The organism is Burkholderia sp. Bp9142 (genome assembly GCF_003853415.1).
Classification (GTDB): Bacteria; Pseudomonadota; Gammaproteobacteria; order Burkholderiales; family Burkholderiaceae; genus Burkholderia.
The window spans coordinates 26,090-40,787 of the sequence record NZ_QTPP01000009.1 but is presented as its reverse complement, the minus strand read 5'-3'; the positions used below and the strand labels follow the sequence as shown (position 1 = coordinate 40,787).

13 protein-coding genes are annotated in these 14,698 nt (G+C 69.2%); 4 read left to right on the top strand and 9 right to left on the bottom strand.

Annotated features, from left to right (window positions below; translation table 11 throughout):
- Positions 1-238: 238 nt before the first annotated feature.
- Positions 239-2,329 (bottom strand): D-(-)-3-hydroxybutyrate oligomer hydrolase, encoded by a 2,091-nt coding sequence (locus DIE22_RS12370; RefSeq protein WP_124605204.1) that lies wholly within the window; start codon positions 2,327-2,329, stop codon positions 239-241.
- 139 nt (positions 2,330-2,468) lie between these two features.
- Positions 2,469-2,834, bottom strand: coding sequence for a BON domain-containing protein (locus DIE22_RS12365; protein WP_124605203.1), 366 nt, complete (start codon positions 2,832-2,834; stop codon positions 2,469-2,471).
- A gap of 454 nt (positions 2,835-3,288) precedes the next feature.
- On the opposite strand from DIE22_RS12365, the gene DIE22_RS12360 reads away from it, so the two are divergent.
- The 3 genes from DIE22_RS12360 to DIE22_RS12350 all read left to right on the top strand — a co-directional run bounded on the left by DIE22_RS12360 (position 3,289) and on the right by DIE22_RS12350 (position 6,501).
- The gene (locus DIE22_RS12360; protein WP_124605202.1) at positions 3,289-4,752 is read left to right on the top strand and encodes a TAXI family TRAP transporter solute-binding subunit; all 1,464 of its coding nucleotides are present in this window, start codon (positions 3,289-3,291) and stop codon (positions 4,750-4,752) included.
- A 93-nt stretch (positions 4,753-4,845) separates the two neighbouring features.
- Positions 4,846-5,484: a 2-hydroxychromene-2-carboxylate isomerase gene (locus DIE22_RS12355; protein ID WP_124496935.1), complete on the top strand. Its 639-nt coding sequence runs from the start codon at positions 4,846-4,848 to the stop codon at positions 5,482-5,484.
- A 69-nt stretch (positions 5,485-5,553) separates the two neighbouring features.
- Positions 5,554-6,501, top strand: a complete 948-nt coding sequence (locus DIE22_RS12350) for a LysR family transcriptional regulator (RefSeq protein ID WP_124605201.1) — start codon at positions 5,554-5,556, stop codon at positions 6,499-6,501.
- 54 nt (positions 6,502-6,555) lie between these two features.
- Here the strand turns inward: DIE22_RS12350 and DIE22_RS12345 are convergent, their stop codons facing one another.
- From DIE22_RS12345 to xdhA, 4 genes are all read right to left on the bottom strand, one after another.
- Positions 6,556-6,957, bottom strand: coding sequence for a polyketide cyclase (locus DIE22_RS12345; protein ID WP_124605200.1), 402 nt, complete (start codon positions 6,955-6,957; stop codon positions 6,556-6,558).
- Positions 6,958-7,053: 96 nt separating this feature from the next.
- Positions 7,054-7,716 (bottom strand): xanthine dehydrogenase accessory protein XdhC, encoded by a 663-nt coding sequence (gene xdhC / locus DIE22_RS12340; RefSeq protein ID WP_124605199.1) that lies wholly within the window; start codon positions 7,714-7,716, stop codon positions 7,054-7,056.
- A 168-nt stretch (positions 7,717-7,884) separates the two neighbouring features.
- Positions 7,885-10,248, bottom strand: a complete 2,364-nt coding sequence (gene xdhB, locus DIE22_RS12335; protein ID WP_124496939.1) for a xanthine dehydrogenase molybdopterin binding subunit — start codon at positions 10,246-10,248, stop codon at positions 7,885-7,887.
- An 18-nt stretch (positions 10,249-10,266) separates the two neighbouring features.
- Positions 10,267-11,823, bottom strand: a complete 1,557-nt coding sequence (xdhA, locus tag DIE22_RS12330; protein ID WP_124605198.1) for a xanthine dehydrogenase small subunit — start codon at positions 11,821-11,823, stop codon at positions 10,267-10,269.
- 349 nt (positions 11,824-12,172) lie between these two features.
- Between xdhA and DIE22_RS12325 the strand changes: the two genes are divergently transcribed.
- Positions 12,173-13,387, top strand: a complete 1,215-nt coding sequence (locus DIE22_RS12325) for an MFS transporter (protein ID WP_124605197.1) — start codon at positions 12,173-12,175, stop codon at positions 13,385-13,387.
- Between the two features lie 27 nt (positions 13,388-13,414).
- Here the strand turns inward: DIE22_RS12325 and DIE22_RS39315 are convergent, their stop codons facing one another.
- The 3 genes from DIE22_RS39315 to DIE22_RS12315 are packed head-to-tail and all read right to left on the bottom strand — an operon-like array spanning position 13,415 to position 14,685.
- Complete coding sequence (locus DIE22_RS39315; RefSeq protein ID WP_409410189.1) at positions 13,415-13,750, bottom strand: RES domain-containing protein; 336 nt, start codon at positions 13,748-13,750, stop codon at positions 13,415-13,417.
- Positions 13,747-14,010, bottom strand: coding sequence for an RES domain-containing protein (locus DIE22_RS39310; RefSeq protein ID WP_409410188.1), 264 nt, complete (start codon positions 14,008-14,010; stop codon positions 13,747-13,749). Before DIE22_RS39310 ends, DIE22_RS39315 begins: the two co-directional genes overlap by 4 nt.
- A 9-nt stretch (positions 14,011-14,019) precedes the next feature.
- Entirely contained in the window at positions 14,020-14,685 is a 666-nt protein-coding gene (locus tag DIE22_RS12315; RefSeq protein WP_124605196.1) for a hypothetical protein, read from the bottom strand.
- Between the last annotated feature and the right edge of the window lie 13 nt (positions 14,686-14,698).

The following is a 14,698-nucleotide window of genomic DNA, read 5'->3' as shown; positions in this document are numbered from 1 at the left end:
TTTAATAAAATCGAAAGGATCGATTAACTATATGGAAAGGAATGTTTTCTCTACGGTAATTTATTAAATTAAGTGAAAATACCGGCGCATATTAGATTCCGGGTTTTCCGCCGTAAAGTAATAATTTGTTACAGCACGTGCCATTCCGATAAAGACCAGTACGGGACCGATTCCAGTCGCCGAAAAGCAAAAAGCCGGACGGTGGTCCGGCTTCGGAAACGCGGCGCGGCAGGCGCCGTCAGAGCGGCACGTCGACTGCGCCGGCGCCGGCCGTGATCGCGTTCGCGCCGGGCGACGCCGAGATCGGCGGCAGGTTCGTGCTCGTCAGCGCGGGCGCGGCGCCCGGCGTGCCGCCGCGCGGCACCGTGCGGATCACCTGTGACGGCGGCAACGCAGCGCCGTTCTTCAGGTGCCGCCACATCAGGTTCAGCGCCTGCAGGTCGTAATAGTGGACCGGCACGAAGCGCGAGTCGAAACCCGCGACGGGCAGGAACGCGTCGAAGTGCTGCCCGTTCGTCACCTCGTAGAACACGAGCTGGCCGCGGCCGCCTTCGCTGAGGCTGTTCTGCGCGACGTACGCACGCGATGCGTGATTCACCGGCACGAGCGCGTCGCTGCGGCCCTGCACGATGATCGCGGGCTTGCCCTGCAGGTTCGCGTTCACGCGCACCGCATCGACGTTCGCCGGCATGTCGAGCATTCCGTTGGTCCACAGCTGGCGCAGGCACAGCGCGCCCGCGAAGCTCGCGTCGGGCGTCGCGAGCCGGTGGTCGACACCCGCGCCGGTGTTGAACACCAGATTGACGCCGGCCGTCGGCGGCACGCCGTTGCCGAGGCCGAACACGGCCGGCATCGGCGACGCGGCGGGCGGCGCGACCGCGCCCGTCGCCGCGCTGGTGGTCGCGAAGCTGAAATTGCACAGATTGTCGGTCACGCGCGAGCGCGTGTACGCGTTCGCATAGGTGACCGCGATCGCCGGAATCGCCTGCGAATCCCACATCGACGCCTGCAGCAGGTCGGAATCGGCGAGATAGCCGGCCGCGTGCAGCTGGGCGAGCGCGTCGGCGGCCTGGCTCTGCGTATCGGCACCCGCCACGAGCCCGGCCGCCGCGAGCGTCGCGCAGCGCTGCGTGCGGATCGACTGCGTGGTGGCGGCCGGCAGCGCGCTCAGGTACGGCGCGTCCGCGAGCGACGCCGACGCGGCCGCGCACGGCTCCAGCAGGTTCGCGAGCGTCGCGTAGTCGGCCAGCGGCCGGCCGAACGACGGCACCGGCCGGCCGCCCTCGCGCACGACCGCGTTCGGCGCCATCCGCACGTTGACCTGCGGCTCGCCGACCACGACCGCGGTGATCCAGCGGCGCGTGTCCTGCTCGGCCGCCGCGAGCGCCGCGCCGCCGCCGTTGCTGACGGACGCGGCGATCGTCGTGATGTCGCCCGGGTGGTAGCGCACGCCGTGATGCGAGCTGTCGAGCAGCGGCCCGAACTGTTCGTTGAGCGCCCAGTACGCGAATTCGACCGACTGCAGCGTCGCGTGCCCCCAGTCCTGTTCGGGATTCTGCTGCGAATGCGCGTGCTTGAATGCGTAGCGGTTCGGGAAGCGGCCGTTGAACGCGGCCAGGTCGCCGCTCGTCACGTTCGCGGTGAAGAGACTGGCATTGCCGGCGAGCACCGCGTTGGCGAGCGTGCCGTCGATCAGCGTGATCGTGTCGGAACCGAGCTCGTGCGCGCCGTTGCCGCCGCCCTTGTCGTTGTACGCGACCGCGCAGCCGCGCTTGAGGCCCCACTCGCCGGCCGCCGAGATCGCGCCGTACACGCCGCGCGAACCCGACGACGTCGCGGTGACGATGCACGGCTGCGCGGGATCGAAGCTGGCCGGCACCTGCACGAGCAGCGTCACGTTCTTGCGGCCGCTGCCGTCGTCGGAATACGCGAGATATTCGGTGCCGGGAATCTTGCCTTCGCCGAGCGTGTCGTTGCCGTCGAGGTCGACGTTCGGCCCCCAGAAGCGGCCGTAGCCGCCGTTCGCGCTCATGTCGACGAGCGCGCGGTAGTTCGACCAGATCGCGAGGCGGCGCAGCTCGGCGCTCGTCGGACGGGACGGATTCGCGAACGCGGGCGCGGTGGCGACGGCGAGGCCCGTCTTGCCGAGGCCGGCCGTCAGCAGGTCGTCGCTCGAGCCGTCATAGGCGGTCGTGCGCACGCTGCCGGACACGAAACCGGGCAGCCGGTTGCGCTCGCCCGAATCGTTGCCGTTGCAGGCACCGAGCAACGTGAGCGCGGCCAGCGCCACGCCGACAAGAATCCGACTGCCCCACCCGTGCGTCGTCATTGCCGCCCTCTCGATATCGTTATCGGTCCGCCGCCTCGTCGTGCGCGGCTCGCGGCCGTTGAAGCGCAGACAGGCCCCGGCACGCCGGGGCCCGCCTGAAATCGGGCGCGAGCGGCGCGCATGCGCCGCCCGCCCGGCGTCATTGCTGCTGGACCGTCAGCTTGTTCGTGACCGACATCACGCCCTTCACGCCCTTCGCCGCCTCTTCCGCCTTGTCGATCTGTGCCTGGTCGGGCACCGTGCCCTCCAGCGTGATCACCCCGCCCTTCGAGCGCACGACGAGGTTCGCCACGTCGATGCCGCCAGCCTTCGTAATCGCCTTGCGCACCGCGTAGCCGAGCTTGCGGCTCTCCTTCTTCGCGGCCTTGGCCGCGGCCTTCGGCGAGCTCGCCGCCGCGGCCGGCGCCTCGGTTGCCGCCGCATCGCTCGACTGCGCGTATACGCTGCCCGACAAACAGGCCGCCACGGCCGCAACACCCAACGCTCTCAACACGATCGACTTCATGCTATCTCCTTGTGACTCCGGAACGGCCGTGCACAGTACGGCCGGATACCCCCAAAGGCAGCCGGCCCGCGCGCGAACGGGCGGGACGGCCGATGATTTCCACGGCGATGCGAGAGAGGCGACACGGGCCGGCAGCCGGCGCGCGCGAATGCGGGCCGGCCGGGCCGGACAGCCGCCGGCCGGACGCGCCCGGTCTCATTGCGTGCCGGGTCGCGCGCGAATCGGGCGCGGCTGCGTCGCACAATGTAATCCAGCGCCCGCCGAAGCGCAAAGCTTTTGACGCACGGCCGCCCGCCGTCCGCGGGCGCGCCCGCCCGGATCCGCGGCCCCGCCACGGCGTCCGACTCGCGCACGCCAGAGGAAACCGGGTACCATCGCCGCCAGAACGCGCATCGCGTGCATCGTCCGTGACGGTCGTCATCGATGCGTCACGCCCGTATCATCCGCCGACGCCATGAAGCCAGCCAGCCCTCGCCCGCCCCGCCGCATCCTCGCCCGCTTCGTCGCGGTGTCGTGGCGCGACCTCGCGCTGTCGATCGGCCCCACCGTGCTGCTCGCGGCCGCGGCCGTCTGGCTCGCGGTCAAGCTGATCCAGCCGGCGCCGCCGTCCACGCTCGTGATTTCGTCCGGCCCGCCCGGCAGCACGTACTGGAACGCCGCGCAGAAATACAAGGCGATCCTCGCGAAGAACGGCGTCACGCTCGACGTCCAGTCGTCGGAAGGGTCCGCGCAGAACCTCGAGCGGCTGTCGAACCCGAACGCGCCGGTCGACGTCGGCTTCGTGCAGAGCGGCATCGGTCCGAAGGAGCGCGACGAGCACCTGACGTCGCTCGGCAGCATCGGCTACGTGCCGCTCGCGATCATGTACCGCGGCCCGGTCGTCGCGCGCCTGTCCGACTTCAAGGGCAAGCGGCTCGCGCTCGGCGCGGAAGGCAGCGGCGCCCGCGAATTGAGCCTGGCGCTGCTGAAGATGAACGGCATCGTGCCGGGCGGCTCGACCGAGCTGCTGCCGACCGCCGGCGAGGACGCCGCGACCGCGCTGCTCGACGGCAAGATCGACGCCGCGTTCCTGTCCGGCGACTCGACCCAGATACCGGTGATGGCGAAGCTGTTCCGCGCGCCCGGCGTGCACGTGTACTCGTTCACGCAGGCCGAGGCGTACGCGCGGCGCTTTCCGTACCTGACCGCGATCACGCTGCCGATGGGCGTCTACGATCTCGGCCGCAACCTGCCGCCCGCCGACATCCATACGGTCGCGCCGACGATCGAGCTGGTCGCGCGCGATACGCTGCACCCCGCGCTGTCCGACCTGCTGATCGAGGCCGCGCGCGAGGTGCACGGCCACGCGACGATCCTGCAGCACGCGGGCGAATTCCCGTCCGCCGTCACGCGCGGCTTCCCGCTGTCCGACGACGCGGCGCGCTATTACAAATCGGGCAAGACCTTCCTGTACCGGCGGCTGCCGTTCTGGGTCGCGAGTCTCGTCGACCGGCTGCTCGTCGTGGTGGTGCCGCTGATCGTCGTGCTGATCCCGGGGCTGCGGCTCGTGCCGTCGCTGTACGGCTGGCGGGTGCGCTCGCGCATCTACCGCTGGTACGGCGCGCTGATCGCGCTCGAGCGCCGCGCGCTCGGCGAGCATACGGCCGATGAGCGCGTCCAGTTGCTCAACGAGCTCGACGACATCGAGGAAGCCGTGAACCGTATGAAGATGCCGCTCGCGTACGCGGGGCAGTTCTACGTGCTGCGCGAGCACATCAGCTTCGTGCGCGAGCGGCTCACCGCGCTCGACCACGACGCCGCCTCGGGCACTTCGGGCACTTCGGGCACGCCAGGCGCCGGCGCCCCCGCGACGGCACGCGCCGGCGATGCATCGCCGCCGGCCGGCGAGCCCCCCCGGGCGACTCCCGGTTCCGCGTGAGCGGCCGATCCGCGATCATTGCTGCATGCGCGCGCCGCCGCGTAACATGAAGGCCGCCGCCGGGCGCGCACGCCCCACCCTCTGGAGATCGTCATGACAACCGGCCTCGACACCGCCCAACCCGCCTGGTTCTACGACTTCGTGTCGCCGTTTTCCTACCTGTTGCTCGAACAGGTCGACAAATGGCCGGACGTGCCGTTCGAACCCGTCGCCGTGTCGCTGCTCGACCTGCAGCGCCACTGGGGGCAACGCCCGAGCGCCGACGTGCCGGCCAAGCGCGTGTTCACGTACCGCCACGCGCTGTTTCGCGCAGAACAGCTCGGCATCCGCTTCAAGATGCCGCCCGCACATCCGTTCGATTCGGACAAGGTGCTGCGCCTCGCGATCGCGCTGCGCGCCGACATCGCGACCGTGCTGGAAATGTTCCGCTTCATCTGGCACGACGGCAACGATCCGTCTACGCCGGACGGGTTCGCCGCGCTGTGCGAACGCGTCGGCGTCGGGCACGGCGACGAACTGATCGAATTCGAGGAAACGAGCGCGCAGTTGCGCCGCAACACCGACGACGCCATCGCGCTCGGCGTGTTCGGCGTCCCGACCTTCTGGATGAACCAGCAGCTGTTCTGGGGCGAGGATGCGCTGCCGATGGTGCTGTACTGCGCGCGCACGCCGAACTGGCTCGAATCGCGCGAGGTCAAGCGGATCAGCACGCTGCCCAAGGGGCGCGCGTGATGGCCGGTATCATGCACGGCAACGCGTGCCTGCGGTAAGGTTACGCTTCGCCTGAATCACCCCGCCCCGATGGAAGACGACGACCGTACCGCCTCGCTCGATATCTGGCTCGTGCGCGTATTGCGCACGCTGCTGCTCGAGCGCAGCGTCACGCAGGCCGCGCTGCGGCTGAACCAGACCCAGCCCGCGATCAGCACCGCGCTGCGCAAGCTGCGCGAGACGCTGAACGACCCGATTCTCGTGCGCGGCAAGTCGGGGATGGTGCCGACCGAATATGGCGCGTCGCTGCTCGGTGCGGCATCGCGCGCGCTGCGCGAGGTCGACTTCATCGCGACGCCGCACGGCGACTTCGACCCGTCGTCCGCGCGGCGCACGTTCCGCGTCGCCGCGCCCGACTACCTGAACGATTTCTTCATGCCGACGCTGATCGAGCGCTTTCGCGACGCGGCGCCGCATGCGCATCTGGAAATCGACTCGCTGAATCCCGCGCTCGATCACGCGGAGGCACTCGAATCGGGTGCGCTCGATCTCGTGATCGGCAACTGGCCGAAGCCCGACCCGCACTTCGCGCGCCAGGACCTGTTCTCCGACACGATCGTATGCCTGATGCGCGACGCGCATCCGCTCGCGCGCGAACCGCTCACGCGAGAGGCGTATGCGTCGGCCGCGCACGTCGCGCCGACGCCGTACACCGGCGACAAGCGCAACGCGATCGAGATCGGCCTTGCACGCGCGGGCCTCACGCGGCGGATCGTGACAACGCTGCCGTACTTCGGGATCGTGCCGCAGGTGCTGCTGCAGTCGGACCTGATCTTCACGACGACGCGCCGCTTCGCGACGCACTATGCGCAGTTGCTGCCGCTCGTCGTCGTCACGCCGCCCGTGCCGTTCCCGCGCATCAAGAGCTACTTGCTCACGCACCCGCAACCGGATCGCCCGACCGACATCGCGTGGCTGTGCGCGCTGATGCAGAGCGTGTCCGACGAGTTGACGGCCGCGCGCAGCCGCAAGCGCTGAACCGGCGCTGACCCCGCACGGGATGGCCCGCGCGGGATCACGCGGCGCGGCCGCTCAGGCCGTGCAGAAGGTTTCCTGCAGATGGGTCCAGCGCACGACGCCTGCCGCATCGCGCGCGAACACGGCAGTCGCGCGACGCGCGGGCAATTCGCCCGACGCTGCGTGCTGCGCTTCGAGATAGGTGAGCACCGCATGCGACGCGTCGGCCGCCAGCACGCGGATGTCCGACAGCGCGATGCGCAGCCCCGGCTTCGCGCCGCCGAGCTTCGCGAACAGCGCGCGCGTGCCGTCATGGTCGAACACGCGGCCGTCGGTCATGATCATCGTGAAATCGGTGGAGAAAGGCACGAGCAGCGCAGCGAGCGCCGCGGGTGCGGTATCGGCGCCGGACAGCCAGCGCTCGATGGCGACGAGGCTCGCATCGAGCGCGTCGAGATAGACCTGATGATCGGACATGGCACCTGCACGCATGACGCGCGGCCCGATGCCGCGCGATCCGTGCAGTGTAGGCAAAAACGCGCGGACGTGCGTCGGGCGTCTCGGCCCTCGTCGTTACCGCGCGCAGCTCACGTCGTCGCGCACGCGCCCGGCCGCGGCCGCCTTCGCATCGGCCACCGGCATGCCCGAGCGGGCCTGCAGCAGTTCCGCGCACACCGCCACCGCGATCGCGCCGGGCGCCTTGTCGACGATGCCCGCGATGCCGATCGGGCACACCATCTCCGCGAGCCGCGACGGATCGACGCCGCGCGCGGCGAGCCGGCGCTCGAACTTCACGCGCTTGGTGCGCGAGCCGATCATCCCGAAATACGCGAAGTCGCGCCGCCGCATGATCTGCGCGGCGAGCGAGAAGTCCAGCGCGTGGTTGTGCGTCATCACGAGGAAATACGCGCCGGGCGGCGCCGCGTCGACGACGGCCTCCGGCGTGTCGGTCGGCTCCGGCTGCACGTTCGGCGGACATTCGTCCGGGAACAGTTCGTCGCGCGTGTCGACCCACTGCACGACGCACGGCAACGCGCCGAGCAGCGTGACGAGCGCGTGACCGACGTGCCCTGCGCCGAACAGCACGATGTGCATCGGCGGCGGCGCGGCGGTCGCGCGGTTGCGCCGGCCGGTGCCGGGCGCGAACGTCTGCGCCGGTGCGGTGCCGCATGCGCCGTCACACCCGGCGGCGGGCCCGTGCGAAGCGGCACGCAGCGAACGAGCGGGCCCGTTCATGTCAGTCTCCGCCGGGCCGCCCCAAGGAGGCTGACCGCCCCCTCGGGGGGCAGCGAACGAAGTGAGCGTGGGGGTCGTTTCATGTCAGCCTCCGCCGGGCCGCCCCAAGGAGGCTGACCACCCCCGCGGGGGGCAGCGAACGAAGTGAGCGTGGGGGTCATTCTCATCTCAGCCTGCCCGCGCGGCGCTCGCCGCACGCACCGCATGCACGGCACGCAGGATCGACTCGCCGGTGGCCGGCGCGTCGAGCGGCGGATTCACCCGGTAGTCGCCGACCGCGGCAATGGCGTCGCGCACCGCGAAGAACACCGAGAACGGCAGCAGCAGCGGCGGCTCGCCGACGGCCTTCGAACGATGGATGCTGTCCTCCACGTTGCGGTTCTGGAACAGCCGCACGTTGAACTCCGGCGGCGTGTCGTTGACGGTCGGGATCTTGTACGTGGACGGCGCATGCGTCATCAGCTTGCCGCCCGCGTTCCACCACAGCTCCTCGGTCGTGAGCCAGCCCATCCCCTGGATGAACGCGCCTTCGACCTGGCCGATGTCGAGCGCCGGGTTCAGCGATGCGCCGACGTCGTGCAGCGCATCGACGCGCAGCGTGCGCATCTCGCCCGTCAGCGTATCGATCACGACCTCCGATACGGCCGCGCCGTACGAGTAGTAGTAGAACGGCCGGCCCTGCAGCTTCGACTGATCCCAGTACAGCTTCGGCGTCGCGTAGAAGCCGTCGGACCACAGCTGCACGCGCGCGAGATACGCCTTCGCGATCACCTCGCCGAACGGCACGCTCGCGCCGCCGACCCACACGAAGTCGTTGCCGAACTTCACGTCGGCCGCATCGACCTTGCCGTCGCCGAACTGCTTCGCCGCGAACGCCGCGAGCCGCTCGCGCAGCTGGCGCGCCGCATCCTGCGCGGCCTTGCCGTTCAGGTCGGAGCCCGTCGACGCGGCCGTCGCGGACGTGTTCGCGACCTTGCTCGTGTCGGTCGCCGTCACGCGGATCCGGCCGAAGCGGATGCCGAGCTCGTGCGCGACGACCTGCGCGACCTTCGTGTTGAGCCCCTGCCCCATCTCCGTGCCGCCGTGGTTCACCAGCACCGAGCCGTCGGTGTAGATGTGCACCAGCGCGCCGGCCTGGTTGAAGTGCGTGACGTTGAACGCGATGCCGAACTTCACCGGCGTGAGCGCGATGCCCTTCTTCAGCACCGGGTTGCGTGCGTTGAATTCGCGCACGCCCGCGCGGCGCGCGCGGTAGTCGCTCGTCGTCTCGAGTTCGCCGAGCAACTCGTGCAGCACGTTGTCCTCGACCGTCTGCCCGTAAGGCGTCACGTTGCGCTCGGTCTTGCCGTACAGGTTCGCGTAGCGCACGTCGAGCGGATCGCGGCCGAGCGCACGCGCGACGTCGTCGAGGATGTACTCGATCGCGAACGCGCCCTGCGGGCCGCCGAAGCCGCGGAACGCGGTGTTCGACTGCGTGTTGGTCTTGCCGCAGTAGCCGGCGATGTCGACGTCGCCGAGCCAGTACGCGTTGTCGAAGTGGCACACCGCGCGCGTCATCACCGGGCCCGACAGGTCGGCCGAGAAGCCGCAGCGCGACGTCATGTCGAGCGCGACGCCGTCGAGGCGGCCGTCGTCGTCGTAGCCGACGTCGAAGCGGTAATGGAAGTCGTGCCGCTTGCCGGTGATCATCATGTCGTCGTCGCGGTCCGGACGCAGCTTCACCGGACACAGCAGCTTCCACGCGGCGAGCGCCGCGCAGCACGCGAACAGGCCCGACTGCGACTCCTTGCCGCCGAACCCGCCGCCCATCCGGCGGCATTCGACCAGCACGTTGTGCGACGCGACACCGAGCACGTGCGCGACGAGGTGCTGCATCTCGCTCGGGTGCTGCGTCGAGCAGTACACGTGCATCCCGTCGTCGTCCTTCGGCACCGCGTACGCGATCTGCCCTTCCAGGTAGAATTGCTCCTGGCCGCCGAGCAGCATCTCGCCCGACTCGCGATGCGGCGCGGCGGCGAGCCGCGCGGCCGCGTCGCCGCGCGCGAGCTTCAACGGCGGGATCACGTAGGTTTCGGCCTTGCGCGCGTCCTGCGCGGTCAGGATCGCGGGCAGTTCCTCGTAGTCGACCTGCGCGCGGCGCGCCGCGAGCCGCGCGATTTCATGCGACGTCGCGACGACGATGAACATCGGCTGGCCGACGAACTGCACGATGCCTTTCGCGAGCACCGGGTCGTCGTGGATGATCGGGCCGCAATCGTTGACGCCGGGGATATCGTCGGCCGTGAACACGGCGACCACGCCGGGCGTCGCGCGCACCGCGTCGAAGTTCATCGACACGATCTTCGCGTGCGGCTTCGCGGACAACCCGAGCGCCGCGTGCAGCGTGCCGGCGACGATTGGAATGTCGTCGGTGTAGGTCGCGCGCCCGCTCACGTGCAGGTGGGCGGATTCGTGCGGGCGCGAGACGTGGACCTGCGCGGCGTCGGCTTGCGGGTCGAGGGTGCTCAGGAACGGTTCTGCTTGCTGGTTCATGTTCGGTGTTCTCCGTCTTCAGACGCGCGCCTGGACATCGGCAGCTTCGGCGCCGGCTTCGGCGGCCACTTCACGCACATTCAGGGCTTGCGGCGGCAGCGGATCGTGCGGACGCGTCTCCAGCCAGAATCGATACATCAGGTTCTTCGCGGTATCGAGGCGATACGTGCTCGTCGCACGCATGTCCGACAGGGGCTGGTAGTCACGCTCGAGCGCCTGCATCGCGGCCTGCGCGGTGGCTTCGTGCCACTGCGCGCCGTCGAGCACGGCTTCCGTGTGCGTCGCGCGCTTCGGCGTCGCGGCCATCCCGCCGAACGCGATGCGCGGCTCGCGGATCAGCTCGCCGTCCGCGATGAACGCGAACGCCGCGCACACCGCAGAAATGTCGGAGTCGAACCGCTTCGACAGCTTGTAGGTACGGAACTGCAGCTTCGCGCGCGCGCCGGTGCGGGTCGGCACCTTCAGGCCGACGACGAATTCGTGCAGCGCCATGTCCTTTTGCTGATAACCGGTGTAGAGCGCCTCGAGCGGCAGTTCGCGCACCGTGTCGCCGCCGCGCAGCACGACCCGCGCGCCGAGCGCGATCAGGCCCGGCATCGAGTCGCCGATCGGCGAGCCGTTCGCGACGTTGCCGCCCATCGTCCCCGCGTTGCGGATCGGCACCGACGCGAAGCGCTTCCACATTTCGGTCAGTTCCGGATATGTGCCGGCGAGCGCCGCATACGCGTTTTCGACGGTCACGCCCGCACCGATCTCGATCCAGTCGTCGCCGTGCACGACGTTCTGCAGTTCGGCGATCTGGCCGATGTAGATCAGGTCGTCGAGCCGGCGCATCTGCTTGGTGACCCACAGGCCCATGTCGGTGCTGCCGGCGAGGATCCGCGCGGCGGGACGCTCGATCTTCAGCGCAGCCAGCGCGTCGAGCGTGCGCGGCGCCGCGAAGCGCGCGCCGTCGAGCGTCGTGTAGTCGAACGTGTCGTCACGCTTGAGCGATGCGAGCGTGCGGGCCAGCGCGGCCGTGTCGACCGGGGCCGCCGGCGCGGGTGCATCAAACATCCGGACCGCCGCGTCGACGATCGGCCGGTAACCGGTGCAGCGGCACAGGTTGCCGGTCAGCGCATCGGCGATCTCGGTGCGCGTCGGCACGTCCTTCTCTTTCGCGCACGCGCTGCCGCAGCCTTCGTGGCCGTGCTTCTCGTACAGCGCCCACATCGACATCACGAAGCCGGGCGTGCAGAACCCGCATTGCGAGCCGTGGCAATCGACCATCGCCTGCTGCACCGGGTGCAGCGAACCGTCCGGCTGGCGCAGGTCTTCCACCGTCAGCAGCGCACGGCCGTCGAGGGTCGGCAGGAACTGGATGCAGGCGTTGACGGCCTTGAACGCAACCGTGCCCGCGTCGGTCAGCTCGCCGACGACGACCGTGCACGCGCCGCAGTCGCCTTCCGCGCAGCCTTCCTTGGTGCCGGTGCAGTGCGCATCCTCGCGCAGGTATTGCAGCACGGTGCGGGTGACGTCCGCGCCGCTGACTTCGCGGACCGCGTGACGATGGTAGAAGCGAATCGGCTCACTCATGTCTCTGTCGTTCTTCAAGTGGGGGCAAGGCGGCCTGCGCGGGGCGCTCGACCGACGTTTCTCTGACAGTTTGCACGCTATCACCATCAAATTCCGCAACCCATAGCCCATCACGCATGGGGCCCATATAACTGCCGCGATATGAGCGCCGGGGCCGCGCGACGCGCGTCGTGCGCGTTGTCCCGCCTGGGTTCCGCGCCTGCCAGCACCGGTCCGTCATCGATCCTTCCGCACCGGAAACGGGTCGCGATTAACTAAATGGTACCTGCGTGAAAACCGGTTCCATGGGAAAATCCCGATTCCGTTTTTTGCCGCCTTCCGTTTCGTTTCGCTCATTCGATCCGACCCCATGTCAACCGATTCCGCCATACCGCCGCGCAGCGGGTTCGCCGTCACGCTGCAAATCGTGTCCGTCGTCTGCTTCACGTTCATCTGCTACCTGACCATCGGCCTGCCGCTCGCCGTGCTGCCGGGCTTCGTCCACGACGATCTCGGCTTTTCCGCGATCGTCGCGGGCGGCGCGATCAGCGTCCAGTATTTCGCGACGCTCGCGTCACGCCCGCTCGCCGGGCGTTTCGCCGATACGCTCGGGCCGAAGCAGACGGTGCTGCGCGGGCTGATCGGCTGCGGCGTGTCGGGCGTGCTGCTGCTCGTCGCGCTGCTGCTGGCTCACTGGCCGGTCGCGAGCCTCGTGCTGCTGGTCGCGAGCCGGCTCGTGCTCGGCGTCGGCGAAAGCCTGTGCGGCACCGGCGCGATCCTGTGGGGCATCGGCCGGGTCGGCGTCGCGCACAACGCGAAGGTAATCTCGTGGAACGGCATCGCGACCTACGGCGCGCTTGCGCTCGGCGCACCGGTCGGCGTCGCCATCGCGCATACGCTGAATCCGGCGCTGATCGGCGTGATCGTGATCGCGCTTGCGGCGCTCGGCTTCTACCTCGCGCGCCTGATCGATTCCGTGCCGCTCGTGCACGGCGAGCGGATGTCGTATGCGAGCGTGTTCACCCGCGTGCTGCCGCACGGCCTCGGCCTCGCGCTCGGCTCGGCCGGCTTCGGCTCGATCGCGACCTTCGTCACGCTGTACTACGCGGCGCGCCACTGGCCGAATGCCGCGCTGTCGCTGACCGTGTTCGGCACGCTGTTCATCGGCGCGCGCCTGCTGTTCGCGAATACGATCAAGACCTACGGCGGCTTCCGCGTCGCGATCGTGTCGTTCGCGTTCGAATGCTCGGGCCTCGTGCTGCTGTGGCTCGCGCCCGTGCCGCACGTCGCGCTCGTCGGCGCCGCGCTGACCGGCTTCGGCTTCGCGCTGATCTTCCCGGCGCTCGGCGTCGAGGCCGTCGCGCTCGTGCCGCCGGCGAGCCGCGGCGCGGCATTGTCCGCGTATTCGGTGTTCCTCGACCTGTCGCTCGGCATCACCGGCCCGCTCGCCGGCTATGTGGCCGGTGCATTCGGCTATCCGCAGGTGTTCCTGTTCGCGGCGGTGGCCGCCGCGGCGGGCGTCGCGCTGTCGATGGTGCTGTACCAGCGGCAGGCGCGGGTCGCGGGGAGTGGCGCGGCGGCTTGAGCCGTGTTGCGGCACGTGCAGCGCCGTTCAACGCGGCAACACGTTGAAGTCCCGCAATACGCGGACGGCTTGAGGGTGGCGCCGGAACGGAACGGCGTTCGTGAGCGAGAGCTTGGGTTCGGCACGATCGAAGAGCACGAGCGCTTCCGACGTGTTGAGATGGCGGGACATGTATAGAAAGCCGTCGACCCGCCGATGATGCCGGTGGACGGCAAGCGACCACTGCTGCGGAACGTCATACGGCACGATGGTCGACAACGCGCCATCACCGCCCAGGTTCTTCAGCGGCAAGCCGTGCAGGACGGCCACGGTCAACGGCGTGCCGTCAAATGCAAGCACGTAGCGATCGAGTTCGGTCGTCACGAGCGGAAAGAGCCGCCCAGCACCAGATCGGCGACTTCGTCGTGCAGCACCGTCTCGGCGAATGCGCAATGCAAATCGAAACCGAAATAGCTGGTGCCGTACCGCCGCCTCGGGCGCGGATCGTCGAAGCGATTGCCGCCCGACTTGCCGAAGTGCGGCTCGCCGGTCGCGTATCGCGAGATGCGAACCAGCGCCGCGGGCGCCACCTCGCGGGTCGTGAGCGTCGCGCTCCCGAAATGTTTCCCCGGCGCCGTCAACACATGCGCCTCCTAGCGTTCCGCAAACGCTGTGGCGGCACGCTCGACCTCGTCAAGCTTCCCGCGCGACAGCGCAACTAGCGGCGTGACGTTGCCCAGGGATGCCTTGGGTGTCGTGAAGAACTGCCATTTGCTCCATCCCGGCAAGCCGCCGAGACGTTGGGTCACCCTCCCCAGTGTCTTGCGATCGACGTCGCCTGCCAGATAGAACGCCGGGTAGTACTGCGCGGCTCCGACATCGACCGTGAAGATTCGCCCCGACGCCACCGCCTTGCTAAGCGCCTGCCGCGTCATGCCGAGCCCGGTCCAGAGCTGCGCGGCCGGCAACAGCTTGCCGTCGGCAACCAGCGCGTGTCGCTGAGCCTGCGCACGCCGCTCCAGATCAGCGACGGCGACACCGGTGCGCGTATCCGCCGCCCCCTTCTTCCGGCCCGATGGCTTCCTGTCGCGCGTCGCGGCGGCCGCGATACCGAACGTGATCGTGCCGGCCAGATCGATGACCTGCGCGATGCCCACCTTGAACAGGTGCCCTAGTTGCTCATCCGACAGCCTGAGCAGCGCACGGGCGCGATCCGGCCCGAGCATGGTCGCCGCGCCGACGGCACTGCGCAGTGCCTCCTCGGTCTCGACATCGAGAATCGTAGCGGCACCTTCAAGCGCATGAGCGTGCGTGACCATCATCACCTCCTGA